This window comes from Streptomyces xantholiticus (assembly GCF_014651015.1).
GTDB classification, from domain to species: Bacteria; Actinomycetota; Actinomycetes; order Streptomycetales; family Streptomycetaceae; genus Streptomyces; species Streptomyces xantholiticus.
The window spans coordinates 14,729-38,727 of sequence record NZ_BMWB01000021.1 but is presented as its reverse complement, the minus strand read 5'-3'; the positions used below and the strand labels follow the sequence as shown (position 1 = coordinate 38,727).

The window sequence follows — 23,999 nt, the reverse complement described above, 5'->3', positions numbered from 1 at the left end:
CCGTGAGCACGCCCGATGAACGTCCGAGCCCCGTGGATGTACCGCTGATCCAGATCGGCGCCCCGGCCGGCGGCGGCTGCGGGGACGACTGCGGCTGCGCCGAAGAGGCGTACGAGTGCGGTCTCGACCCCGCCCTCGCCACGCTGCTCGCCGAGGCCGGGCTCGACCCGGTCCAGGTCGAGGACATCGCCCACCTGGCCATCGAGGAGGACCTCGACGGCGGCGTCGACGTGACCAGCGTCGCGACCGTCCCCCAGGACGCCGTCGCCACCGGCGACTTCACCGCCCGTGAGGCCGGCACCGTCGCCGGTCTGCGGGTCGCGGAGGCGATCCTGTCGATCGTCTGCACTTCCGAGTTCGAGGTGGAGCGGCACGTCGAGGACGGCGACCGGGTCGAAGCCGGCCAGAAGCTGCTCTCCGTCACCGCCGGCACCCGTGACCTGCTCACCGGCGAGCGCAGCGCGCTCAACATCCTCTGCCGGCTCTCCGGCATCGCGACCGCCACCCGCGCCTGGGCCGACCTGCTCGAGGGCACCAGGGCGAAGGTCCGCGACACCCGCAAGACCACACCCGGCCTGCGCGCACTGGAGAAGTACGCGGTGCGCTGCGGCGGCGGTGTCAACCACCGCATGTCGCTCTCCGATGCGGCCCTGGTCAAGGACAACCACGTGGTCGCGGCGGGCGGGGTCACCGAGGCGTTCAAGGCGGTGCGGGAACGCTTCCCCGACATCCCCATCGAGGTCGAGGTCGACACCCTCCACCAGGTCCGCGAGGTCCTGGACGCGGGCGCCGACCTCATCCTGCTCGACAACTTCACCCCGGCCGAGACGGAGGAGGCCGTCACGCTCGTCGCCGGCCGCGCGATGCTCGAGTCCTCCGGCCGCCTCATGCTCGACAACGCCCGCGTCTACGCCGAGACGGGCGTCGACTACCTCGCGGTGGGCGCGCTCACGCACTCCTCCCCGATCCTCGACATCGGCCTCGACCTCCGCGAGGTCGAAAGCTGATGCTGCTCACCATCGACGTCGGCAACACCCACACCGTCCTGGGTCTCTTCGACGGCGAGGAGATCGTCGAACACTGGCGCATCTCCACCGACTCGCGCCGAACCGCCGACGAACTCGCCGTCCTGCTCCAGGGCCTCATGGGCATGCACCCGCTGCTCGGCGAGGAACTCGGCGACGGCATCGAGGGCATCGCGATCTGCTCCACCGTCCCCTCCGTGCTGCACGAGCTACGCGAGGTCACCCGCCGCTACTACGGCGACGTCCCGGCCGTCCTCGTCGAACCCGGTATCAAGACCGGCGTGCCGATCCTGATGGACAACCCCAAGGAGGTCGGCGCGGACCGCATCATCAACGCGGTCGCCGCGGTCGATCTGTACGGGGGACCGGCGATCGTCGTCGACTTCGGCACGGCCACGACGTTCGACGCGGTCAGCGCGCGCGGGGAGTACGCGGGCGGCGTGATTGCCCCCGGCATCGAGATCTCCGTCGAGGCCCTCGGCGTCAAGGGCGCCCAGCTGCGCAAGATCGAGCTGGCCCGCCCGCGGAGCGTGATCGGCAAGAACACCGTCGAGGCGATGCAGTCCGGCATCGTCTACGGCTTCGCCGGCCAGGTCGACGGCGTCGTCCAGCGCATGAAGCGCGAGTTGGCCGAGGACCCGGACGACGTGACCGTGATCGCTACGGGCGGGCTGGCACCGATGGTGCTGGGCGAGGCGGCCGCGATCGACGAGCACGAACCATGGCTGACGCTGATCGGACTGCGGCTGGTGTACGAACGGAACGTCTCCCGCCTCTGACGCCTGTCGTCGTCGTCCGCCTCGAGCACGACCCTGCCATGTCTGCCGCTTCAGGCGCGCCGTGCGCGTCGCCGGTCCGCGTCACGTGGGGGCGTGGCCCGTGTCGTGCCGTGTCAGGGCCCGCCCCCGCGCGGCCTGTCTCGTGCGGATCCCGGCGCGGGCCCGTCCTGTGCGCAGGACACCGCGCGAAGCGCGGTACGGAGCCGGGTCGGAGTCCCGGTGCGCCCCGCGCAGAAGGGCCCGGGGCCCGCGGGCTTGCCCAAGTGCGGGCGGGGCGGGGGTGTCTCCCCGCCGCGCGCAGCACCGGCGGGAGCCTGCGACCGCGGGCCCCGGGCCGCAGGAGCGCGCAGGCGCCCACGGCCGGCCCCGCATGCGCCGGGACGCGTCCCGGGGACCGGCCCCGGCGCGGAGTACCCGAATACCGGGCCGGCCCGCCCCCCGAGGAGGCGACACGCCCTGTCCGGGACGTTAAGCGGATTTTGGGCAATTGCGACGTATCGTCGGGACATGCCCACGCCATACGGATCCCGTGGCGGCATGGCGTTCGGTGCGGACGAGCTGCGTGTGCTCCGACGCGCCCTCGCCGTCGCCCTGCACCCCGTCCCCCTGGCCGACGACGACGTCCGGGACTGCCTGCGCCTGGCCGACTCCGTGGACGAGGCGGTTCGCGAGACAGGCCGGCTGCGTGCGTTCCTCTTCGCCGAGCTCGCCCGCTACCGCGACGCCCTGCCCGGTACGGCCATCGGCTATCTGGAGCGCCTCCAGGACGCCCTCGCCGCCGGCTACGACCCCCGCCCGGACGATCTGGCGGCTCTGCGCACGCTGCGCGGCAATCCCGCCGCCACGGCGGTGCTCCGCCGCTGCCAGGCGCTGGCGGAGCAGTCGGTGCGGAGCCGGCTCACGGAGCGGGCCATCCCCGTCCCCGCGCCGGCCCAGGAACCGTCCCCGCGCCGCGCCCGGCTCCTTGCGCTCCCCGGCGGCCGCGCCGCCGACGCGCCGAAGCCCGGGCCGGGCCCCCAGCCGAAGCCGGAGCCGCAGCCCCAGCCGAAACCGGACGAGCGCCCGGTGCCCAAGCCCTCGGAGGTGTTCCCGCCGCGCCGTAAGCCCGTGCCCCCGCCGGAGCAGTGGGCCGTCGGCTAGTTACTCTGGACGGCATGGACTACGTTTCCGCGCTTGTTCCCCCTGTGGTGATGGCCGCGTTCTTCATCGGCCTGGTCGTGACGATCGTCAAGAGCCAGGGCGGCCCGAACAAGGCCAAGGAGGACGCCGTCGTGGACGCGGCGCTGGCCCGTGCGGAGTCCGGCCGGCAGGCCGGGCGCGACAACTGAGCGCCGTCTCCGACGGCGCAGGACGTACGGCGGAATCCCCGCCGTACGTCCTTTTTGTTATGTCAATAGTAGTTTGATCACTGATCGCCCACTATGGTGGCGATGTGCCCCGCCAATTGGGAGAGCTCGAAGACGCCGTCATGACACGGATCTGGCAATGGAACCGGCCGGTGACCGTCAGGGAAGTCCTGGAAGACCTGCAGCAGGAACGGTCCATCGCCTACACCACCGTCATGACGGTAATGGACAATCTCCATCAGAAGGGCTGGGTCCGCAGGGAAGTCGAGGGCCGGGCCTATCGATATACGGCGGTCTCCACCCGCGCCGCCTACTCGGCCGCACTGATGAACGAAGCCTGGTCCAAGAGTGACAACCCCGCGGCGGCCCTGGTCGCCTTCTTCGGGATGATGTCTGCCGAGCAGCGCGAGGCGCTGCAAGCCGCGGTGCGCCTCGTCGAGGGTGGCGAGGCCGCGGAGGGCCCGGGGGCCGCGGGGCGATAGCGTCGGGTCATGCCTTATGCCGCAGAAAATGCCTTCACCGTCCGGCGGGCCAGGACCGGTGATGTGCCGGACGTCCGCCGGCTCGTGGACCCGTACGTCGGCGAAGGCATCCTGCTCGACAAAGCGACGGTGACCCTTTACGAAGCCATCCAGGAGTTCTGGGTCGCCGAACGCGACGAGGACGGCCTGGTTGTCGGGTGCGGTGCTCTCCATGTGATGTGGGAGGACCTCGCGGAAGTGCGCACTCTCGCCGTGGACCCGGCCTTCAAGGGGCACGGCATCGGACACCGGGTTCTCGAGAAGCTCGTGGCCACGGCACGCAGGCTGGGTGTGCGCAGGGTTTTCTGCCTCACCTTCGAAGTCGACTTCTTCTCCAAGCACGGCTTCGTCGAGATCGGTGAGACCCAGACACCGGTGGACACCGATGTCTACGCCGAGCTCCTGCGTTCCTATGACGAGGGTGTCGCCGAGTTCCTCGGGCTCGAACGAGTGAAGCCGAACACCTTGGGCAACAGTCGGATGCTTCTGCACCTCTGATCGGCGCAAGGCGGGACCCTATGTCCGAATCGCGCACGTTTCCCGCGTTCTCGCGGTTCTGAACCTCTGTCAAGGGTTTGTGTTTTCCAAGGAAAAGCGGTTTCCTTTCCGCGTACTGCATTTTCGATGAAAGGAAATCCGGTGGCACAGAAGGTTCAGGTCCTTCTTGTCGACGACCTCGACGGTGGCGAGGCGGACGAGACGGTGACGTTCGCTCTGGACGGCAAGACCTACGAGATCGACCTCACCACCGCCAATGCGGACAAGCTCCGGGGTCTGCTCGAGCCTTACGCCAAGAGCGGTCGGCGTACCGGTGGTCGTGCCGCGACCGGCCGGGGCAAGGGCCGTGCGGCGGCCGGCGGGAACAAGGACACCGCCGAAATCCGCGCCTGGGCGAAGGCGAACGGCTTTGAGGTCAACGACCGGGGCCGTGTCCCGGCGACGGTTCGCGAGGCTTACGAGAAGGCCAACGGCTGAGCTCGCGTCTTTCGCGTATTCACGCGCGCCGTACGCGTCAGCCGGGCGCGGTGGCACTCCGTTGCCGCCGTGTCCACCAGCCGTACGAGATCGGGGGCACCCCCACTGTCCCCGAGTCCGGTGAGAGCCGGCAGTCGCAAGCGCCCCACGACGGGGGGTCGCAGCCACACGGCGGCTCCCTGCGGGGCAGATCGCCCGGGTGGCGGCGGGGCGGCCATCGCTCCGCCCGCGCCGAGGGCGGTCAGATCGAGATCGACTCCGCGCCATTCCAGCCAGTCGAGCAGACCCGGCAGCTCTTCCGCGCTCCCCGCGGCCACCAGCAGCTGCATCCTGTTTCCGGTGAGGGCGGCCGGGCCGGTGCACGCCACCCGGTCCAGTACCGCCGCCCCGGCTTCCGCGGGCAGCTCCAGCACGTCGAACAGCGCCCCGGTCGCCAGCCGCACCGGGCTGCCGTCCGTCGCGTCCCAGCCGAGCTCGCTTCGGTACCACTGGGCGGCGCCGCAGACGATGGGTGTGCGGGGGGACGGCACGGTGAAGGGCATGTCACGGGCAACTCCGAATCCGTCCCTGTGGTTACGCAGGGTGTGACGTCTGTTGCTCGAGGTCACGAAATCGGGGGCGCGTGAACGTGTTGAACGGCGCAAGGTTGTTCGCCCGTAGCTGAGGGACGGGGGGCGCGCCGCATGGAGTGTCCGTGCCTGCGGGTAAGACATTCCTAGTGGGGAGGGGCGACACGCTCGCAGGTCGGTCTCACGTTCGCCATCGGCGTAGTGGCGGTGGGGGTAACTGCCTGGCCTGCGGGAACATCGTCTCGCACCATCGGGTTGGAGCAGTTGTCGGCGTTCAGGGGTCAGGAGGCCACAGACGGGTGTCGGCAGTTGGAATGAGCGGTCCCCGCTTGCGGGACTAAGCTGCGGAAGGACAGGGAGGGGACCGACCCCTTACTGCCTGACCGCTCTGAGGAGCGATTAACGATGTTCGAGAGGTTCACCGACCGCGCGCGGCGGGTTGTCGTCCTGGCTCAGGAAGAAGCCCGGATGCTCAACCACAACTACATCGGCACCGAGCACATCCTCCTGGGCCTTATCCACGAGGGTGAGGGTGTCGCCGCTAAGGCCCTGGAGAGCCTCGGGATTTCGCTCGAGGCGGTCCGCCAGCAGGTGGAGGAGATCATCGGCCAGGGCCAGCAGGCCCCGTCCGGCCACATCCCCTTCACGCCCCGTGCCAAGAAGGTCCTGGAGCTGTCGCTCCGCGAGGCTCTTCAGCTGGGCCACAACTACATCGGCACCGAGCACATCCTGCTCGGCCTGATCCGCGAGGGCGAGGGCGTCGCCGCCCAGGTCCTCGTGAAGCTGGGCGCCGATCTCAACCGGGTGCGGCAGCAGGTCATCCAGCTGCTCTCCGGATACCAGGGCAAGGAGGCCGCCACGGCAGGCGGCCCGGCCGAGGGCACCCCCTCGACCTCCCTCGTCCTCGACCAGTTCGGCCGGAATCTCACCCAGGCCGCTCGTGAGTCCAAGCTCGACCCGGTCATCGGGCGCGAGAAGGAGATCGAGCGGGTCATGCAGGTGCTGTCCCGCCGCACCAAGAACAACCCGGTCCTCATCGGCGAGCCCGGCGTCGGCAAGACGGCGGTCGTCGAGGGCCTGGCGCAGGCCATCGTCAAGGGCGAGGTGCCCGAGACCCTCAAGGACAAGCACCTCTACACCCTCGACCTGGGCGCGCTGGTCGCCGGCTCCCGCTACCGCGGTGACTTCGAGGAGCGCCTGAAGAAGGTCCTCAAGGAGATCCGCACCCGCGGCGACATCATCCTGTTCATCGACGAGCTCCACACCCTGGTGGGTGCGGGCGCCGCCGAGGGCGCGATCGACGCCGCGAGCATCCTCAAGCCGATGCTGGCGCGAGGTGAGCTGCAGACCATCGGCGCCACCACACTGGACGAGTACCGCAAGCACCTGGAGAAGGACGCCGCGCTCGAGCGCCGCTTCCAGCCCATCCAGGTCGCGGAGCCGTCGCTGCCGCACACCATCGAGATCCTCAAGGGTCTGCGCGACCGTTACGAGGCGCACCACCGGGTCTCCATCACCGACGAGGCGCTGGTCCAGGCCGCCACCCTGGCCGACCGGTACATCTCGGACCGCTTCCTGCCGGACAAGGCGATCGACCTGATCGACGAGGCCGGTTCCCGGATGCGCATCCGCCGGATGACCGCGCCGCCGGACCTGCGCGAGTTCGACGAGAAGATCGCCGGTGTCCGCCGTGACAAGGAGTCCGCGATCGACTCCCAGGACTTCGAGAAGGCGGCCTCTCTCCGCGACAAGGAGAAGCAGCTGCTGGCGGCGAAGGCCAAGCGGGAGAAGGAGTGGAAGGCCGGCGACATGGACGTCGTCGCCGAGGTCGACGGCGAGCTGATCGCCGAGGTCCTCGCCACCGCCACCGGCATCCCGGTCTTCAAGCTGACCGAGGAGGAGTCCTCGCGTCTGCTGCGCATGGAGGACGAGCTCCACAAGCGCGTCATCGGGCAGAAGGACGCCATCAAGGCCCTTTCGCAGGCGATCCGCCGTACGCGAGCCGGCCTGAAGGACCCGAAGCGCCCCGGTGGCTCGTTCATCTTCGCCGGCCCGTCCGGCGTCGGTAAGACCGAGCTCTCCAAGACGCTCGCCGAATTCCTCTTCGGTGACGAGGACGCGCTGATCTCTCTCGACATGTCGGAGTTCAGCGAGAAGCACACGGTTTCCCGTCTCTTCGGTTCGCCCCCCGGATACGTGGGCTACGAAGAGGGCGGCCAGCTCACCGAGAAGGTGCGCCGCAAGCCGTTCTCCGTCGTCCTCTTCGACGAGGTCGAGAAGGCCCACCCCGATATCTTCAATTCCCTTCTGCAGATCCTGGAGGACGGTCGTCTGACCGACTCCCAGGGCCGCGTCGTGGACTTCAAGAACACGGTCATCATCATGACGACCAACCTCGGGACCCGGGACATCTCCAAGGGCTTCAACCTGGGCTTCGCCGCCCAGGGCGACGTCAAGTCGAACTACGAGCGGATGAAGGTCAAGGTCAACGAAGAGCTGAAGCAGCACTTCCGGCCCGAGTTCCTCAACCGTGTCGACGACACGGTCGTCTTCCACCAGCTCACCGAGGAAGACATCATCCAGATCGTCGACCTCATGATCGCCAAGGTGGACGAGCGCCTCAAGGACCGTGACATGGGCATCGAGCTCAGCTCCACGGCCAAGTCGCTCCTCGCCAAGAAGGGCTACGACCCGGTCCTGGGCGCCCGGCCGCTGCGCCGGACGATCCAGCGCGAGATCGAGGACATCCTGTCGGAGAAGATCCTCTTCGGCGAGCTGCGCCCCGGTCACATCGTGGTCGTGGACACCGAGGGCGAGGGTGAGGAGAAGAAGTTCACCTTCCGCGGCGAGGAGAAGTCGGCTCTGCCGGACGTCCCGCCGATCGAGCAGGCGGCCGGCGGCACCGGACCGAACCTGTCGAAGGACGCGTAGCGGCCCAGAGGCCGATCGCACGAGGCCGGCCCCGAACCCGTGCAGGGTTCGGGGCCGGCCTGCGTCATCCTCCGGATGAGGGCCCGTCGTGCGGCGGGCGCGCCGGCCGGCTCCTGTCCCGATGTCCGGCCGGGTCCTGTCCCGATGTCCGACCGGGTCCTTCGGGCCGGTGCTCGGGCCCTCAGGAGCCGTAGCCGAGGCGGTCGCCGAATGCCTCGCGGCCCACTATCTGCCGCCGGGGGAGCCCGGAAACCCTGACCGACAGCCCCGGGACGCGATGCAGCGGCGCGAGATTCAGCTGCTTCTCCACCAGCGCCGGATAGGTGATGCTGAGCACCCGCAGCCGGGGGATCCGGGCGATCGCCTCCAGATCGGCCCTGCTGACCCGCACGCTGTCCAGGTGGACGGCGGAAAGACGGCCCAGCCGCGGCAGGGCCGACAGGTCCGTGAGCGCCGGGCAGTGGCGGACGGCGACCTGCTCGAGGTGCTCCCGCAGGCTGAGCAGCACATCCAGGTCGCCGAGCAGAGCGTTGTCCGCGAAACCGATCGTCCTGACCGTCCCTCCCGTGAGACCCGCGGTGAGATCACCCGTGGAGAAGTCGCCGGTGATGTCGATGTGCCGCGCGTGCGACAGCAGCGGCAACCGGGCCAGCTGTTCGCCGTTCGTGACGAACAGCGGGGCCTGCCCCAGATCGAGACGGAGCAGGACCTCCTGCGCGTACTCCGCCACCGGATAGTTGACCCAGCTGCGTGCGAGGCGGAAGGCGAGTCGGTTGTCGTCGTCGGCAGCGGCCGCAAGCTTCTGCGCGTAGGGGATGGCGGCGGGCCCGCCGATCCTGCTGACCAGGTCGACCGTCCGGTCGATGTCGGAGACGGCCAGTTCCCGGGTGTCGGGAAGCAGCGGCAGCACATAGGGGCCGAGACGCGCCAGCAGATGCAGGTCGGTGGCGTCGCGCGGCGGCAGCATGGATCTGACGGCCACCCGCACCTGGTGGTGAGTAGCACCGTCAAGCCAGGCCGCGTGCTGGGCGCACAGGGCCGCGAGTACGTACAGGGCGGTCCGTCTTCCTTCCCGGACCCGCACCGAGGAGCCCGCGGTCAGCAGGCCGTTGACCAGCTGCGGCAGTTCGCGCCGTGAGCAGTGGCCCGCGGCCAGCAGGAGGACGTCGTGCCACTGCTGGTCCGGCGCGTGCCGAAGAAGCTCGTTCAGATGGTCGCCCTCGACGAACTCCTTGGCGGCGAGGAAGTCCTGGAACGTGCGGTGGGCGAACTGGTAGACACCGTCCGCCCGTTCCTGCAGCAGACCGCTCCGGTTGAGCAGATGGGTCAGGATGCCGGCGGCATCGCTCTGTGCCCCAACCTGCGGCATCCCGGCGAGTGCGGACTCCAGCTGCCGCAGGGCCTGGCCGCGGGTGAACTCCGTCTGACCGCCCCGCACCAGCCAGACGGCGATCCGCTGCAGTAACTGCTGGTGCTCCTCGACCGTCATGGTGATGCCTTCCGGAGTGCCGATCCGGCGGCGTTTGTCACGCTGGCCGAGCAGCATCTCCAGAGCGGAGCGGTAGAGCGCCCAGCGGGTCTCCGGGAGGAAACCCTGGCGCAGCCGGTGCAGCGCGCAGATGACGGCGCACAGCAGCGGCGTCCCCGCGAGGTCGCGCAGGGCCGGGTTCTGGGCGAACTGCTGCGTCAGGTCCCGTTCGAGCGCGGGCAGGTCCTCGCGGTCGTCCCATTCCAGCCGGGCCGCCCGGTGCCAGGCGGTCACAAAAGCCTGGACGTCGGCGTCCCGCATGGGAAGCAGCCGCAGTTCCTCGAATCCTTGCGACTTCAGCCAGTCGGGCTCGACGGCCAGGGGGCGTACGGTCGCGATGCAGCGGGTGGCCGGATAGCGGCGCAGCAGCCTGGAAAGCCACTGGTGGGCCTCCTCGCGGTCCGGTTGCGGCACCTCGTCCAGCCCGTCCACGAGCAGCAGCGCGCGGCCCGCCTTGAGGACCCGGCCCGCCCAGCCGTCGGGTGCCCGGTCGACAGCCATGTCGGCGACCTCGGGCAGCCCTGCGGGCGAAGGGAAAGCGCCCCCCCGGGCCCGCAACGTGCGCAGGGGGATCACGAACGGGACGAGGCCGTTGAGCTCGGCGAGCTGAGGGCCGAGTGTGCCGGCCGCGGCGTGTGCGGCGAGCCACCAGACGAGCGTGGTCTTTCCGGCGCCTGCCTCGCCCCTGAGCAGGATCCGCGGGCGGGAGGCGAGCAGGGCGTCGATGCGCTGCGGGGCGGTACTGGTCCCGGGCCCGCCGAAGTGGCGCTCGGCGTCCTCGCGAGGGGTGGCCTCAAGAGTCAGGTAGGCGGTGTCCAGATCCCACTCGGAGTCGCGCACGCTGAGCTCGTCGAGGCCGAAGATCCTGGTCCGGCGGTATTCGGCGCCGACGGCGTCGGCGTACTCCTCCTCGTGGCGCATGTCGTCGGGGTGTGCCCCGGCCAGCTCCTCCAGCGGCGGAATGCCCGGCGAGTTCGGATGGCTGCGCTCCCACCACTCCCTGAAGTCCGGCCGGGTGACGATCGAGGTGACCGAGACACAGTGCGCCCGGTAGTGGTTCCGGCCCCGGGGGATCTCACTGACGATGCCGAGCAGGGTCGAGCCCGAGAAGACGGGGGCGCCGGAGAGCCCGGCCAGGGGGGAGGTCCCGTCGGGGCGCTCGGCGGCGGGGGGCCGGTCGAACTCGAAGACCATCGTCCTGCGGAGCAACCCGGCCGCGGGCAGCAGTGTGCCGGAGAACTGGTCCACGTCCGGCCGCTCGCCGTCGTACCTCTGGACGTCGGGGTATCCCACGATCTCGCAGTGCGACAGCGGCCGGTCGGTGGCGATGTCGCCCACCCGTACCGCCTGGCCACGGTCGGGCTCGGGGAACACGGCGGTGGAACCCACGAGCAGCTGGGCGGGTGCCATGAGGACGGCGGCGTCCAGTTTGGGGTCCGACCACACGACCGGGCAGGAGGGCGCGTTCCGCCGCCCCGGACGCACCACCTCGGCCGTGTGCCGTGCGCCGACGACATGGGCACTGGTGAGGACCAGCCCGGGGGTGATGAAGACGCCGCTTCCCTGCGACTCGCCCACGACCACGACGGCGAGGTCCGCCAAGGACCTCGGCCACCAGTGGGCGCGTGCGCTCATGTCGACGAAGGAGCCGTGCCGAAGCCGGAGGTGTCGGCCGGGCGCTGGTTGCCCACCTTCCAACCCGCGCCGGTGACGGCGTCCACGGGCTTCAGGGTGAACGCGACGCGGTGCGTGCGGCCGGTGGTGCGGGCGGCGTCCGCGCCCGCTTCCACGACCCAGGCCTTGACCTTCGCTCCGCCCTTGACCTCTTTGCGCAGTTCGAGGGTGAACTCCATCTCGATGTCGCCCACTTCGAAGAGCAGCGGCCTGCCGGTGGCCCGGGTGGCCGCGTCGAGAAGCTGGTCGCGGACGGACTGGATGGCGTCGGCGAGTTCGATGCCGTCGAGTTCGTGGCTGCTGCTGGCGCTGCTCATGGCCCGGACCGTACAGCGGGCACGGCCCGGGCCGGGGGCTTTCAGCAGAACTTCGGTTTCTGCCAGGCGCATTCGAGCCCGCTTGCGGGCTCGGCGCTGCGGGACAGGCGGGGCGGGACCGCCGTGATCGAGCCGGCAGCGGTGTCGGAGGAGGCCAGGGTGGTGACGATCGCGTCCTCGATGCTCTTCACAGAGAACGCGAGGTAGTTGTTGAGGACGATGCTGTAGACGAGCTCGCGGCCCCCGGCGTCGGTGACGTAACCCGACAGGGCGGAGGCGCCGGTGAGGGAACCTGTCTTGCCGACGGCGTTCAGCGCGGCCGGGGTGCCGCACATACGGGAGCGCAGCGTGCCGCCGACGGCGCGGTCGGGTGCACAGGCCACCGGGAGCGACGCGTACCAGTCGGCGTACCAGGGCGCGTCCCGGACCGAGAGCAGCAGGGTGGCCAGCTCCTCGGCGGGGAACACGTTCATCCGGGACAGTCCCGAACCGTCGGTCTGGCGGATCGTGGACGTGGTGACGCCCTCCTTCTTCAGCTGGTCGTCGACCGCCTTGAGCCCCGCGTCCCAGGTGCCCTGACCGGAGACCTTGAGGCCCATGGTCTTGGTGAGCGCTTCCGCGTGCATGTTGTTGGAGAGCTTGATGAAGGGGTGCATCAGCTCCTTGAGCGGCATGGAGCGGTGCGAGACGAGGGTGCGCGCGCCGGGCGGGGTCGGGTTGCCCAGCCGGGGACTGCCCGAGATCCGTACGCCGCGGTCGGCCAGCGCGTCGGCGAACACGGCTGCCGCGTAGCCCGTCGGCTCCCAGACCGCGATCCACTCCTTGGTGGCGGCCGCGCCGACCGGCACGGAGCCGCTGACGGTGAGCGTGTTGCCGCCGTGTTCCCGGGAGACGGACAGGGTGTCCGGCCGGCCCTTCTCGACCGTGGTGGCCGTGATGTCGCGGCGCACGTAGCCGGTGGGTGGGGTCAGCTTCACCCTGGGCCGGGTGCCCGGCCGTGCGCCGGGGGTCACCTCGACGACGACGGTGCCGGCGTCGTAGTCGGTGTCGGGCGCCAGGGTGAGTGCCGAGATCTGCGCGGAGTAGTAGGCGGACTCGTCGTCGGCGGCCCAGGAACGCCCGAGGCGCTGGTCGTCGAAGCGGGTGTCGTCGGCCACGAGGCGCCCGGTGACGCTTTCGACGCCGGATGCGGCGAGGTCGGCGGCGAGCTGTTCGTAGTCCGACGCGAGCATCGTGGGATCGCCGCTGCCGCGCAGATACAGGTCGCCGACCAGGGTGGAGCCCTCGCGGCGGCCGGTGGTCAGCACATCGGTGGTGTAGCGGTGGTCCGGGCCGAGGACGGCCATGGCGGCCGCCGAGGTGGCGAGCTTGGTGTTGGAGGCGGGCATCAGCCGGTTCCCGCCGTCGCGCTGGTAGAGGCGTTCGCCGGTCGTGGCGTCGGCGACGACGACGCTCACCGCCCCGCCGTCCATGCGGGGGTCGGCGAGGATCTTGCCGAGGGCGCCCTTGAGGCCGGTGTCGGAGGGCCCGGCCCCGGCGGGCGAGCTCCAGGTGAGCGTGCAGACGAGCCCGACGACGAGGGGCCAGGTCCAGGCGCGGCGCAGCGCGCGGCGGCGTAAACGAACCATGGGACTACTCATGCCGAGGAGGATCCCGGAAGCCACGCGTTCCCGGAAGGACGCGCGGCGGGCCCTTCAGGGGGTTCCCGGGGCCGAATTGTGTGGTCCCGCTCACTGGAAAGGCCCCCTTCCGTGAGGGTGGCCAAGCCCTTCCGGGAGCCCGCTTCGCGTGGCCTGGCTCACGATTCCGGGGGTCTTCGAGGGGCTGCTCCGTGACAAGGCGCACAGGCATTTTTGGGTCTACTAGGTGGGTTAGTGACCGGTATATCCGTTTTGCCCTATCGGGCGGAGGTGGCGGACCCGGCGCCTTCGCCCCCTTCGGCTCCCGGGCCGGACGGAAAGGTGCTTTTCCCGTAGTTCCATGGCCCGGAAGTGGGGTTAAACCATCTCGAGCGGGCATAAGTGGTCCCATTTTCGAGCGGTCGGGAAGCGCTCGGTGTGGAGTCAAGAGTCATATTTCCGCGGCCTGCGCTACGACGCGATGTCGTAGATGGGGGGTTTGAGGTGACTTGGGGGCGCGGGTTACCAATGTGGAGCCAGCCCGGTGCGAGTCGCCGGGTCCATTCATGCCCGGAGGTTCTCCCGTATGTCGAAGCACACCGTGATCCACCAGCTCCGCACGTCCGTGCTCCGTACCCGTGGTGCTGTCGTGGCCGCCGGAATGGGCGCCGTGATGGTCGTCGGAGCCGGTGCGGGTGTGGCCTCCGCCGACACGGGCAAGGCGGCCAAGCCGGCCGTCGTGGACGCCGCCTCCGCCCTCGCCGCCCGGGCCGATGCCCAGGCGAGCGCCGAGAAGGCGAAGGCCGCCAAGAAGGTCGCGAAGAAGGTCGCGAAGAAGAAGCCCGCCAAGAAGGCCCCGGCCTGGGTCAAGCCGGTCAGCAATTACACGCTGACCGCGAGCTTCGCGCAGGGCGGCGCCATGTGGTCCGCCAAGCACTCCGGCCAGGACTTCGCCGTGCCGATCGGTACCGCGGTCAAGGCCGCCGGCGCCGGCACCGTGGTCAAGGCCGGCCCGAACGGTGGCGGCGACGGCCCCGCGTACGGCAACGCCATCGTGATCAAGCACAACAACGGCAAGTACTCGCAGTACGCGCACCTGTCGACGATCAACGTCAACATCGGCTCGAAGGTCAACGCCGGCCAGACCATCGCCAAGTCCGGCAACACCGGCAACTCGTCCGGCCCGCACCTGCACTTCGAGATCCGCACGACCCCGAACTACGGCTCGGCGCTGAACCCGATGGCGTTCCTGCGCTCCGCCGGCGTCAACCTCTGACGCACGACCGAGTCACCCCTCCGGCTTGACGGCCCCGCCCTCCCGGGCGGGGCCTTTGCGGTTCCATCACCGGTGGTCCTCAGTCCTGCCGCGGCGTCTCAGCCTGCCGAGCGACCACTTCGGGCCGTGCGCGGGCCGGTCGGTGCGCGCCGGCAGCACGGGGAAGCTCCCGGTGTTCGTCGGCGCGTGCTCCGGCAGCCAGAGGACCGCGATCGCCCCCCCTGAGTCCCCCAGCGGCGTCGCACCCTCCGGCGCGGCGTTGCGGAACGTGAGCCGCGCCCCGAGCACCCGGGCCTGGCCCGCCGCGATCGTGAGCCCCAGACCGTGCCCCGTGGCCGCCCGGTCGCTCGCACCCGTACGGAACCGGCTCGGCCCCTCCCTCAGCAGCGCCTCGGGGAACCCGGGGCCGTGGTCCCGTACCCGGACCACACGGCCCTCCACGGTGACCTCGATCGGCCCCTTGCCGTACTTGGCGGCGTTGGTGAGCAGATTGCCCAGGATGCGCTCCAGCCGCCGCGGGTCGGTGCTGACCCAGGAGCTGTGCACGACCCGCACCTGCGCGTCGGGGTGGAAGACGGCGACCCGGCGGCCGACGAACTCGCCCAGCTGGATCTCCTGCAGCTCGGCCCGCTCGGAGGCGCTGTCCAGCCTGGCCACCTCAAGCACGTCCTCCACCAGCGTCCTCATGGCCTGCGCCCGGTCCCGCACCAGCTCGGTGGGCCGGCCGGGCGGCAGCAGCTCGGCCGCCGTGAGCAGGCCGGTGACGGGCGTGCGCAGCTCGTGCGCGATGTCCGCGGTGACGCGCCGCTCGGCCTCGATGCGCTCGTTGAGCGCGTCGGTCAGTGCGTCGACCGCCCGGGCCAGATCGTCGGTCTCGTCACGGACGACACCGCCGATCGAGTCCCGCACCCGCACCTCGTGATTGCCCTGAGCCACGTTGCCCGCCGCCGCGGCGGCCTTGCGCAGACGGCGCGAGAGCTGCCCGCCGATCAGGACGCCGAGCGCGGAACCGCCCAGCACGACGGAGACGGAGCCGATGATCAGGGCACGGTCGAGGTCCTGCATGATCACGGCGCTGCGCCCGGTGAACTCGGTGCGCAGGGAGAGCACGTCGCCGTCCGCCAGCGGCACGGCGGCCCAGAGCTCGGGCGTTCCGCCGGGCCCCTCCGCGACGTACGAACCACGTCGCTTCTCCCGCATCAGCCGCTTGAGCTCGTCGGGCAGCGCCGGATCGTTGATCTTGCTGTTGAAGCGCGGGTCCCTGTTCTTCGACGTCTCGTACCAGCGCTGGGCGAGCAGCACCCGGTCCATCTGCACGTCGCGGGCGTTGTCCAGCATGGAGACCCGGGCCGCGTTGTGCACGACCAGGCTCAGCGCAATGGCGATCAGCGCGCCGACCGCCGCGATCGCGATGCTGATCTTCCATCGGACGCCGGTGCGCAGGACAGGCCATCTCATGCCGTGGGCCTCATGCCCTGAGCTTGTAGCCGAAGCCGCGGACCGTCTCGATCCGGTCCTGACCGATCTTGGTCCGCAGGCGCTGCACATGGACGTCGACGACCCGGGTGTCGCCGCCCCAGCCGTAGTCCCAGACCCGCTCCAGGAGCTTGTCGCGGGAGAGCACGGTGCCGGGAGCGGCCGAGAACTCCAGCAGCAGCCGCATCTCGGTCGGCGTCAGCGACACCGGCCTGCCCGCCTTGAGCACCTCCATGCCCTCGGTGTCGACGGCCAGGTCGCCGAAGGTCAGCGCCCCGCTCTCCTGCTGCCCCGACCGGGCCGCATCGCCCGCCCCGCCGCTCGCGTGCCCGAAACGGCGCAGCACGGCGCGGATGCGGGCGACGAGCACGGCACCGTCGAAGGGCTTGGTGACGTAGTCGTCCGCGCCGGCCTCCAGGCCGAGCACCACGTCGATCGAGTCGGCCCGCGCCGAAAGCATGATCACGGGAACCGTCGACTCGTCACGGATACGGCGGCACAGACTCACGCCGTCGAGCCCCGGCACCATCACGTCCAGAAGGGCGATGTCCGGTCGGTCCGCACGGAACGCCTCCAGGCCCTGCAGACCGTCGGGGACTGCGGTGACCGTGAAGCCGTCCCGCTCCAGCGCGAGCTGGGTCGCCTCGCGGATGACATCGTCGTCCTCGACGAACAGGACATGGGTCTCGGCCATCCGGCTGCTCTCCCCGTTCTCTCGGTTGTCTCGGTTCTCTCAGTTCTCGCTGGGCGCGGGCGCCTCCGTGGCGACCACCTCGCCCTCGCCGACCGCCCGGCTGAATTCGTTGCGCACCCAGAACTGCCGGGTGAACTTGCCGTCCGACCAGCGGTAGGTGCTCACTTCCTCGCCCGACGGCTCCGCCACCGGGTCGTTCCTGGTGTACACCTGCTTGGTCACCACCAGGTCCCCACGGTCGACCGCCGCGTAGACCGCCGGCTCCTCCACCGCGAACACGTTCTCGTAGGCCTTACCGTCCCCCCGGTACACATACGTGCCCATGCCGACAGCGTCACCGCAGGTCAGCACGTTGACGATGACGTCCGGCGCGTCATTGCCGGTGAGCTGCGCGTACGAGGTGTCGACCGGGTACGAGTCCTCGGCGCACGGCCGCAGATCGGCCTTGACCCGCGAGCTGACCTTCGGGTCGGCCATCAGCAGCTTGACCGCGTCGACCGACTTCGTGAACTGCCCCGCGTCGCCGGACGGCACGGGGGACGGGGTCGCCTTGCTCGCGGCCTCCGCGGGCGCCGCACCTTCGTCCTGCACCCCCGTGCCCCCGGTGGAGCAGCCGGCCGCGAGCAGGGCTGCGGCGACGAGCCCGGCCGTCGCCGTGCCGCCCGCCGCCATGGTCCTGCTGCCGCCCTTGCCTCTCAGGCCGCGCACCGCTCCTGCTCCTGTCCGTCACGCCGATGGGCCCGCCGCGTCTCATGGCGCTCCAGGGCGCGGGCATCCAGGTCCCGTGCCTCGAGCTCCTGACGGAGCCGGGCCAGCGCCCGGTGCAGCGTGCTCTTCACCGTACCGGTCGACATGCCGAGCGCGGCAGCGGTCTCCTCCGTGCTCATCTGCTCCCAGTGCCGCAGCACGACGACGCTGCGCTGCTTGGGCGCCAGCACCTTGAGCACGTCCATCAGCAGGGCGCGGTCGGCGCGCTGCTCGCTGCCGTCCTCGACGCTCGCGTCGGGCAGCTGCTCGGTCGGGACCTCCTCGAGCTTGCGGGCCCGCCACCACTCGGTGCGCGTATTGATCATCACGCGGCGAAGGTACGCGTCCGCGAGCGACTTGTCGGCGATTCCTTCCCAGCGGCCGTAGGTGCGCACCAGCGCGGTCTGGAGCAGGTCCTGCGCGTCGATCGGGTCGGGGACGAGGCGCCGGGCGCTGCGCAGCAGCGCCTCCTGCCGTGTGCGTACGTACTCCTCGAACTCGAGCACCTCGCCGTGCGCCATGCCAACCGCCTCCGTCCCCGTGGAAAACCCCGTGTGTTCCTGCGTTCCTTGCGACACAAGAAATTACGGAGCTGTTGTCACGGCGCTGTGCGGAGCAGCCGTCGGACGGCGCACGGCCGTCCATCGGTTGTGTAACAACGGATGTTTGGAGGGTGGTGCGGGTGGGGTAGGGATCTTGGCTTCCTCGCGGCAGCAGCGCTGCGCTGCTCCGCCGTCAGGTCAACGGGAGGCGGTAGTAACCGTTCTCCAGCGGCTCGACGAGTCCGTCGGTGACCAGCCCGTCCAGCGCCCGGCCGCGCTGTACCGGCTCGTGCCAGACCGCGTCCAACGCCGCCTGCGGCACCGGGGTCACCGCCTCGCGCAGCACGGCCAGCAGTTTGCCGCGGACCTGGCGGTCCGTGCCGGCGTACGTCTGCCCCCGGCGGGCGGGGCCGTCGTGCGCCGGCTTGCCCGCCAGCCGCCAGGCACACTGCTCCGCGATCGGGCAGCGCGCACAGTCCTCGTTCTTGGCGGTGCACACCAGCGCGCCGAGCTCCATCGAGGCCGCGGCCCAGCGGGCCGCCGTCCGCTCCTCCTCCGGAAGCAGCAGACGCGCCAGCTTGCGCTCGGCGGCGGTCGTCGCGTTCGGCGGGTACTGGATGCCGGTCGCGGCGCGGGCGAACACCCGGCGGACGTTGGTGTCCAGGACTGCGTGCCGCTGCCCATACGCGAAGGAGGCCACGGCCGCCGCGGTGTACTCGCCGATGCCCGGCAGCGCGAGCAACTGCGCGTGATCGGTCGGGACCTCGCCGCCGTGCCGCTCCGTTATCGCCTGCGCGGCGCCGTGCAGACGCAGGGCACGACGCGGGTAACCGAGCCGGCCCCAGGCACGCACGGCCTCGCCGGGCGCCTCCTGCGCGAGATCGGCCGGGCGTGGCCAGCGGGCCAGCCACTGCTCGTACACGGGCAGCACCCGGTTCACCGGAGTCTGCTGCAGCATGAACTCGCTCACCATCACGCCCCAGGCGCCCGCCTCGGGGCGACGCCAGGGCAGGTCGCGGGCGTGCTTGTCGAACCAGGCGATGACGGGCGTGTGGAGCGAGGCGGGATCGAGGATGTCGGACGTCTGGGTTACGTGAGTGACAGTCATGGCCCTTTGATCCTGGCACGTCCGGGGGTGCAGGTGCGGCATCCGCCTTTGCCGGGCATGCCTGGGGGCGTGTCTCGGGCGGGGGTGGGGTGCCCACCGCGTCCGGGACCCTCCGCACCCCGCCCCTACCCGACCCGGACTCCACGCGGACCCGGTGCCGCGCTCCGCGCGGCGTTCGGGGCTCTGCCCGGGCCCGGTAGCGCCTCGCGCGGCGCATGGGGTCCGGCCGGACACCGTGCCGCGCTGCGCACGGTGGCCTTGATCCATCCACGGCTCGGCGGCCGTGGGGAGGCGCTCCCACGAGCTGGGTCGCCGGCGGCGAATCAGCCCGTCGGGCGGCGGGACTCCCGCTTCGCGAAATCCGTCCGCCGTCCCTGGGGGTCCGGCCGCCCACGCCCAAGGGGCCTTGGGAGTTGAGGCGCGGGGTTCAAGGGCGCAACCCCGACGCGGTGGTGGGCCCAACCTCGCCGAGGCCGGGGGGCGAAGTCCGCCGTCCGTGCCGGGGCGCGGTGGGGGGAGAAGACACCCCGGGCGTCAGGCGCGGGGCTCGTACGCGCGCGGCTCCCGTGCGGCGTGCCGCACCGAACCCGGCCCCGTGAACCACACGACCAGCGGCACCCGGCTCATCCGCATCGCGCCCAGCAGCGACCCTGCCGGCCGGACCAGCACCAGCACGAACACCGCCGCGCCGACCGCGCCGACCACCAGGCCCGTCACCACGTCGTGCGGATAGTGCACGCCCACGAAGACCCGGGAGAAGGCCATCAGCAGGGCCATCGGCACGGTGAGCAGCGCGATCCGCGGCCGTGCGAGCGCCAGTGCGACCGCCGCCGCGCCCGCGATCGCCGAGTGGTTGCTCGGGAAGGACCAGTCGCCCGTCGGCGGACACGGCACCAATGAGGCCGCCGCGTCCGTGACCGTGCGGCACGGGCGTTCCTCGTCCACGACCGACTTGAGCGATTCGCTGACGACGTAGCCGACGGCCGTCGCGAGCGGAGCGAGCACCGCGAGGGCGAGGGCGCGGGTGTTGCCGGTCCGCGACCACCACCAGGCCACGACGAACAGCACCCCGAAGAGCAACAGCCCTGCGTCCGTCCACAGTTCGGCGAGATGCCGAACCCAGGACGGAGTGGTGTGGGCGAAGTCGATGATGTCGCGGTAGAGATCGCGGGTGATGCTGCTGTTCATGGTCACGGACCGTACCTGCTCGGCCGGGACGGTCACCCGTGGCGTTCGGCCAGTGCCACCCCGCAAGAAAGTAATGCCCTTGCGGGGACGCAAGCGGGATGATGATCAGCAGAGTTCGGGAAGTTCGGCGGCGGGTGGGACGGGAGTTGGCCCGGATCTCTCGTAGAGTTTGGGCCGTGGGATCTCTGCGCAATCCGATCGGGCCGCTTCCCTCCTCCATCTACTGGCGACGGAGGGCAGTCGCGGCGTCACTGGCCGCGCTCCTCGCGGTGCTGATCGTGTGGGCCGTGAGTTCGACGGGCGACGGCGGGGGCGGGACGGACGACAAGGGCGCCGGCCGCACGACTCCCGCGCCCTCGATCACGCCGGGCCCCGACCAGTCGGGGCCCGCGATCAGTGAACAGCCGGGCGGACGCGACGAATCGGGCGCGGACGCGGACGACGGCAAGAACGGCTCCGGCGGCACCTCCGGCGGCGCTTCTGACGGCGCGGCGGACGGCACCACCGACGGTCTTGCGAACGGTGGTTCGGACGGCAGCGGCACCAATGCCGGCGGTACGTCCGGCGGCAGCTCCGCCGGCCGACCCGTACCGGCCGGCTCGACGCTTCCCAGCTGCGCCCCGGGATCGCTGAAGTTGACGCTGCGCAGCGCCAAGGTGGCTTACGAGCCGGGGGAGAAGCCCTTGTTCCGGCTCGTCGTCACCAACTCCTCCTCGACGACCTGCAAGGCCGACTTCGGCCCCAGGTCCGCGGTGTTCACCGTCACCGATGCCGAGGACGAGACCGTGTGGTCCACCGAGCACTGCCCGAGCCCGGCGGGGAGCCGTCTGCTCCAGGTCCCGGCGCGCTCGACGATCACGCACACCGTGGAGTGGGACCGCGAGCGGAGCGCGCCGCAGTGCGCGACGCCGAAGGGCGGTGCCGCCGGGGCCGGTACCTACCTGGTGGAGGCCTCGTTCCCCGGTGCGACGGTGCTGCCGGCCTCCTTCCGTCTCGAGAAGGACTGAGACCGGGCGGAAGGGCCGAACCGCTACACGTACCGTTCGAGGATCGACGACTCGGCGAGCCGCGACAGTCCCTCACGTACGCTGCGTGCCCGCGCCTCGCCGACGCCGTCCACGGCCTGCAGGTCGTCGACGCTGGCCGCGAGCAGCTTCTGCAGCCCACCGAAGTGCTCGACGAGCCGCTCGATGATCGCGCCCGGCAGCCGGGGGACCTTCGCCAGCAGCCGGTAACCGCGCGGCGAGACCGCGGAGTCCAGCGTCTCCGGAGAGCCGCTGTACCCCAACGCCCTCGCGACGATGGGCAGCTCGAGCAGCTCGGCATGGCTGAGAGCGTCGAGCTCGGCGAGTGCCTCGTCGACGGTGCGGGAGCGCTTCGCAGTCGGCTCGGGTACGTAGTCCCGCACGACCAGCTCGCGCTCCGGCTCCACGCCTGCGATCAACTCGTCGAGCTGCAGGGCCAGCAGACGGCCGTCGGTGCCCAACTCGACCACGTACTCGGCGATCTCGGTGGCGATCCGGCGCACCATCTCCAGCCGCTGGGCGACCGCCGTGACGTCCCGGACCGTGACGAGGTCCTCGATCTCGAGGGCGGAGAGTGTGCCCGCGACCTCGTCGAGGCGGAGCTTGTACCGCTCGAGGGTGGCGAGGGCCTGGTTGGCGCGGGAGAGGATCGCCGCCGACTCCTCCAGGACCCGGCGCTCGCCGTCCACGTACAGCGCGATCAGGCGCATCGACTGCGACACGGACACGACCGGGAAGCCGCACTGGCGGGAGACACGATCCGCGGTGCGGTGGCGGGTGCCGGTCTCCTCCGTGGGGATCGACGCGTCGGGGACCAGCTGCACACCGGCCCGGTGGATCTTGGAGATGTCCTTGTCGAGGATGAGCGCGCCGTCCAGCTTGCACAGCTCGCGCAGCCTGGTGGCGGTGAACTCCACGTCCAGTACGAAACCGCCGGTGCACATCGACTCGACGGTCTTGTCCATGCCGAGAACGATCAGGCCTCCGGTGTTGCCGCGGAGGATGCGCTCCAGGCCGTCGCGCAGGGCCGTGCCCGGGGCGACGGCGCTCAGAGCGGCGCGGATCAGCGCTTCGTTGCCGGAGCCTCCGCCGGACTTTCCGGGTGCTGATGCCCCGTCCTTGGCTGCCACTGCACTCCTCCGGCTCGTACGGGTGGGCGAGACCAGGGCAAAGTCTACCGGCGAGCCTCCTCCTCCCGTGGGGCCTCCGCCCGCTCTCTGCGCGAGGCGTCGCCGGAGCCCCCCTGACGGCCCCTCGGCAGCACCCGTAGGGCGTCGCCCACGTCGGCGACCTCGGTGACCCTCATACCGGCCGGAATCTTCCCGGGATCCGAGGGGACCAGCGCGTGCGTGAAGCCCAGCCGGTGCGCCTCCGCCAGCCTGCGCTGGACGCCCGTGACCCGCCTGACCTCGCCCGCGAGGCCGACCTCGCCGATCGCGACCAGGTTCTTGGGCAGCGGACTGTCGCTCGCGGCCGAAGCGAGCGCGAGCGCGATCGCCAGGTCCGCGGCCGGCTCCGAGAGCTTCACGCCGCCGACCGTGGCGCTGTAGATGTCGCGCTTGCCGAGGGCGCTGATCCGGCCCCGCTGCTCGAGCACGGCCAGCATCATCGACACCCTCGAGGTCTCCAGACCGGACGTGGTGCGCCGGGGGGAAGGGATCTGGGACTCGACGGTCAGCGCCTGCACCTCGGCGACCAGAGGTCGTCGACCCTCCAGGGTCACGGTCAGGCAGGTGCCGGGGACCGGCTCGTCGCGGCGGGTCAGGAAGAGGCCGGAGGGGTCGGCGAGGCCGGTGATGCCTTCGTCGTGCAGCTCGAAGCAGCCGACCTCGTCGGTCGTGCCGTAGCGGTTCTTCACACCGCGGACCAGCCGCAGCCGGGCATGGCGGTCGCCCTCGAAGTGCAGCACCACGTCCACGAGGTGCTCCAGCAGCCGGGGTCCCGCGATCGCGCCGTCCTTGGTCACATGGCCGACGAGGAGCGTCGACATGCCGCGGTCCTTGGAGGCGCGGATCAGCGCGCCCGCGACCTCCCTGACCTGCGCCATGCCGCCGGGGGCGCCGTCGATCTCCGGAGAGGCCACGGTCTGCACGGAGTCCAGGATCAGCAGCGACGGCTTGACCGCGTCGAGATGGCCCAGCACGGCGGACAGGTCGGTCTCGGCAGCCAGATACAGGTGGTCGTGCACGGCGTTGATCCGGTCGGCGCGCAGCCGGACCTGGCTCGCGGACTCCTCGCCCGTCACATAGAGGGTGCGGTGCTCGTCGCTCGCCGCCTTCGCCGCGACGTCGAGCAGCAGCGTCGACTTGCCGACGCCCGGCTCCCCGGCGAGCAGCACCACGGCACCGGGGACCAGGCCTCCGCCGAGCACCCGGTCCAGTTCGTCGACGCCGGTGGAGCGTGCGGTCGCCTGCCGGCCGTCGATCTGCCCGATGGGCAGGGCGGCGGTGGAGACCCGGCCGACCGCGGTGGTGCGGACGGCGGGCGCGCCGTACTCCTCGACCGTGCCCCAGGCCTGGCACTCGGGGCAGCGGCCGAGCCACTTGACGGTGGTCCAGCCGCACTCGGTGCAGCGGTAGGACGGCCGGTCCTTCGCGGATTTCGTACGGGCAGCCATGCGCAAACCGTAACGGTCACCACCGACAGCGCTGTCGTTCCA

At 70.8% G+C, this 23,999-nt stretch carries 22 protein-coding genes; 10 read left to right on the top strand and 12 right to left on the bottom strand.

Annotated elements, in window-relative coordinates; genetic code table 11:
* Positions 1–2: 2 nt before the first annotated feature.
* The 7 genes from nadC (at position 3) to IE198_RS25975 (ending at position 4,646) form a co-directional block, all read left to right on the top strand.
* Positions 3–1,007 (top strand): carboxylating nicotinate-nucleotide diphosphorylase, encoded by a 1,005-nt coding sequence (gene nadC / locus IE198_RS26005; protein WP_189890722.1) that lies wholly within the window; start codon positions 3–5, stop codon positions 1,005–1,007.
* Positions 1,007–1,804, top strand: coding sequence for a type III pantothenate kinase (locus IE198_RS26000; protein ID WP_100108420.1), 798 nt, complete (start codon positions 1,007–1,009; stop codon positions 1,802–1,804). Before nadC ends, IE198_RS26000 begins: the two co-directional genes overlap by 1 nt.
* 537 nt (positions 1,805–2,341) lie before the next feature.
* Positions 2,342–2,944, top strand: coding sequence for a hypothetical protein (locus IE198_RS25995; protein ID WP_189890905.1), 603 nt, complete (start codon positions 2,342–2,344; stop codon positions 2,942–2,944).
* Between the two features lie 14 nt (positions 2,945–2,958).
* The gene (locus IE198_RS25990) at positions 2,959–3,132 is read left to right on the top strand and encodes a hypothetical protein (protein WP_189890720.1); all 174 of its coding nucleotides are present in this window, start codon (positions 2,959–2,961) and stop codon (positions 3,130–3,132) included.
* Between the two features lie 104 nt (positions 3,133–3,236).
* Positions 3,237–3,632, top strand: a complete 396-nt coding sequence (locus tag IE198_RS25985; protein ID WP_189890718.1) for a BlaI/MecI/CopY family transcriptional regulator — start codon at positions 3,237–3,239, stop codon at positions 3,630–3,632.
* A gap of 9 nt (positions 3,633–3,641) precedes the next feature.
* Positions 3,642–4,169, top strand: coding sequence for an amino-acid N-acetyltransferase (locus IE198_RS25980; protein ID WP_189890716.1), 528 nt, complete (start codon positions 3,642–3,644; stop codon positions 4,167–4,169).
* 141 nt (positions 4,170–4,310) lie between these two features.
* Positions 4,311–4,646, top strand: a complete 336-nt coding sequence (locus tag IE198_RS25975) for a histone-like nucleoid-structuring protein Lsr2 (protein WP_189890714.1) — start codon at positions 4,311–4,313, stop codon at positions 4,644–4,646.
* Here the strand turns inward: IE198_RS25975 and IE198_RS25970 are convergent.
* Positions 4,625–5,188, bottom strand: coding sequence for an SCO3374 family protein (locus tag IE198_RS25970; protein WP_189890712.1), 564 nt, complete (start codon positions 5,186–5,188; stop codon positions 4,625–4,627). The two genes, IE198_RS25975 and IE198_RS25970, sit on opposite strands and share 22 nt — an antisense overlap.
* Positions 5,189–5,620: 432 nt before the next feature.
* Between IE198_RS25970 and IE198_RS25965 the strand changes: the two genes are divergently transcribed.
* Positions 5,621–8,146: an ATP-dependent Clp protease ATP-binding subunit gene (locus IE198_RS25965; protein ID WP_189890710.1), complete on the top strand. Its 2,526-nt coding sequence runs from the start codon at positions 5,621–5,623 to the stop codon at positions 8,144–8,146.
* A 181-nt stretch (positions 8,147–8,327) separates the two neighbouring features.
* Here IE198_RS25965 and IE198_RS25960 read toward each other — a convergent pair whose 3' ends face one another.
* Genes IE198_RS25960 through dacB form a run of 3 tightly spaced genes read right to left on the bottom strand, consistent with a single transcriptional unit; the run spans position 8,328 to position 13,293 of the window.
* Entirely contained in the window at positions 8,328–11,309 is a 2,982-nt protein-coding gene (locus IE198_RS25960) for an NACHT domain-containing protein (protein ID WP_189890708.1), read from the bottom strand.
* Positions 11,306–11,665: a trypco2 family protein gene (locus IE198_RS25955; RefSeq protein ID WP_189890706.1), complete on the bottom strand. Its 360-nt coding sequence runs from the start codon at positions 11,663–11,665 to the stop codon at positions 11,306–11,308. The genes IE198_RS25960 and IE198_RS25955 overlap by 4 nt, the downstream gene beginning before the upstream one ends.
* 41 nt (positions 11,666–11,706) lie before the next feature.
* Positions 11,707–13,293, bottom strand: a complete 1,587-nt coding sequence (gene dacB / locus IE198_RS25950) for a D-alanyl-D-alanine carboxypeptidase/D-alanyl-D-alanine endopeptidase (RefSeq protein ID WP_189890704.1) — start codon at positions 13,291–13,293, stop codon at positions 11,707–11,709.
* Positions 13,294–13,870: 577 nt separating this feature from the next.
* Between dacB and IE198_RS25945 the strand changes: the two genes are divergently transcribed.
* Positions 13,871–14,560: a M23 family metallopeptidase gene (locus tag IE198_RS25945; protein WP_189890702.1), complete on the top strand. Its 690-nt coding sequence runs from the start codon at positions 13,871–13,873 to the stop codon at positions 14,558–14,560.
* Between the two features lie 66 nt (positions 14,561–14,626).
* On the opposite strand, the gene cseC is transcribed toward IE198_RS25945, so the two are convergent.
* The 6 genes from cseC to IE198_RS25915 all read right to left on the bottom strand — a co-directional run bounded on the left by cseC (position 14,627) and on the right by IE198_RS25915 (position 20,315).
* Positions 14,627–16,018: a two-component system sensor histidine kinase CseC gene (cseC, locus tag IE198_RS25940; RefSeq protein WP_229834333.1), complete on the bottom strand. Its 1,392-nt coding sequence runs from the start codon at positions 16,016–16,018 to the stop codon at positions 14,627–14,629.
* 10 nt (positions 16,019–16,028) lie between these two features.
* A complete protein-coding gene (cseB, locus tag IE198_RS25935; RefSeq protein WP_189890700.1) occupies positions 16,029–16,730 on the bottom strand; it encodes a two-component system response regulator CseB in 702 nt (233 codons plus the stop codon).
* A gap of 39 nt (positions 16,731–16,769) precedes the next feature.
* Entirely contained in the window at positions 16,770–17,438 is a 669-nt protein-coding gene (locus tag IE198_RS25930; protein WP_189890698.1) for a hypothetical protein, read from the bottom strand.
* Positions 17,426–17,998 carry a SigE family RNA polymerase sigma factor gene (locus IE198_RS25925; protein ID WP_100108433.1) on the bottom strand — a complete coding sequence of 191 codons (573 nt, stop codon included), beginning with the start codon at positions 17,996–17,998 and terminating at the stop codon, positions 17,426–17,428. The genes IE198_RS25930 and IE198_RS25925 overlap by 13 nt, the downstream gene beginning before the upstream one ends.
* Positions 17,999–18,212: 214 nt before the next feature.
* Positions 18,213–19,127 carry an HhH-GPD family protein gene (locus tag IE198_RS25920; protein WP_189890696.1) on the bottom strand — a complete coding sequence of 305 codons (915 nt, stop codon included), beginning with the start codon at positions 19,125–19,127 and terminating at the stop codon, positions 18,213–18,215.
* A 534-nt stretch (positions 19,128–19,661) separates the two neighbouring features.
* Entirely contained in the window at positions 19,662–20,315 is a 654-nt protein-coding gene (locus tag IE198_RS25915) for a phosphatase PAP2 family protein (RefSeq protein WP_189890694.1), read from the bottom strand.
* A gap of 176 nt (positions 20,316–20,491) precedes the next feature.
* On the opposite strand from IE198_RS25915, the gene IE198_RS25910 reads away from it, so the two are divergent.
* On the top strand, positions 20,492–21,322 hold the full coding sequence (locus tag IE198_RS25910) for a hypothetical protein (RefSeq protein WP_189890692.1): 831 nt from the start codon (positions 20,492–20,494) through the stop codon (positions 21,320–21,322).
* Between the two features lie 23 nt (positions 21,323–21,345).
* Here IE198_RS25910 and disA read toward each other — a convergent pair whose 3' ends face one another.
* Positions 21,346–22,470: a DNA integrity scanning diadenylate cyclase DisA gene (gene disA / locus IE198_RS25905; RefSeq protein WP_100108436.1), complete on the bottom strand. Its 1,125-nt coding sequence runs from the start codon at positions 22,468–22,470 to the stop codon at positions 21,346–21,348.
* 44 nt (positions 22,471–22,514) lie between these two features.
* Positions 22,515–23,957: a DNA repair protein RadA gene (gene radA / locus IE198_RS25900; RefSeq protein WP_189890690.1), complete on the bottom strand. Its 1,443-nt coding sequence runs from the start codon at positions 23,955–23,957 to the stop codon at positions 22,515–22,517.
* Positions 23,958–23,999: the final 42 nt, after the last annotated feature.

Excerpts from the sequence above, each read along its gene's own strand:
- IE198_RS26000 (WP_100108420.1), top strand. The coding sequence starts at position 1,007 with ATGCTGCTCACCATCGACGTCGGCAACACCCACACCGTCCTGGGTCTC.
- IE198_RS25995 (WP_189890905.1), top strand. The coding sequence starts at position 2,342 with ATGGCGTTCGGTGCGGACGAGCTGCGTGTGCTCCGACGCGCCCTCGCC.
- IE198_RS25990 (WP_189890720.1), top strand. The coding sequence starts at position 2,959 with ATGGACTACGTTTCCGCGCTTGTTCCCCCTGTGGTGATGGCCGCGTTC.
- IE198_RS25980 (WP_189890716.1), top strand. The coding sequence starts at position 3,642 with ATGCCTTATGCCGCAGAAAATGCCTTCACCGTCCGGCGGGCCAGGACC.
- IE198_RS25970 (WP_189890712.1), bottom strand. The coding sequence starts at position 5,188 with ATGCCCTTCACCGTGCCGTCCCCCCGCACACCCATCGTCTGCGGCGCC.
- IE198_RS25965 (WP_189890710.1), top strand. The coding sequence starts at position 5,621 with ATGTTCGAGAGGTTCACCGACCGCGCGCGGCGGGTTGTCGTCCTGGCT.
- IE198_RS25960 (WP_189890708.1), bottom strand. The coding sequence starts at position 11,309 with ATGAGCGCACGCGCCCACTGGTGGCCGAGGTCCTTGGCGGACCTCGCC.
- IE198_RS25955 (WP_189890706.1), bottom strand. The coding sequence starts at position 11,665 with ATGAGCAGCGCCAGCAGCAGCCACGAACTCGACGGCATCGAACTCGCC.
- dacB (WP_189890704.1), bottom strand. The coding sequence starts at position 13,293 with ATGGTTCGTTTACGCCGCCGCGCGCTGCGCCGCGCCTGGACCTGGCCC.
- IE198_RS25945 (WP_189890702.1), top strand. The coding sequence starts at position 13,871 with ATGTCGAAGCACACCGTGATCCACCAGCTCCGCACGTCCGTGCTCCGT.
- cseC (WP_229834333.1), bottom strand. The coding sequence starts at position 16,018 with ATGAGATGGCCTGTCCTGCGCACCGGCGTCCGATGGAAGATCAGCATC.
- cseB (WP_189890700.1), bottom strand. The coding sequence starts at position 16,730 with ATGGCCGAGACCCATGTCCTGTTCGTCGAGGACGACGATGTCATCCGC.
- IE198_RS25925 (WP_100108433.1), bottom strand. The coding sequence starts at position 17,998 with ATGGCGCACGGCGAGGTGCTCGAGTTCGAGGAGTACGTACGCACACGG.
- IE198_RS25920 (WP_189890696.1), bottom strand. The coding sequence starts at position 19,127 with ATGACTGTCACTCACGTAACCCAGACGTCCGACATCCTCGATCCCGCC.
- IE198_RS25915 (WP_189890694.1), bottom strand. The coding sequence starts at position 20,315 with ATGAACAGCAGCATCACCCGCGATCTCTACCGCGACATCATCGACTTC.
- radA (WP_189890690.1), bottom strand. The coding sequence starts at position 23,957 with ATGGCTGCCCGTACGAAATCCGCGAAGGACCGGCCGTCCTACCGCTGC.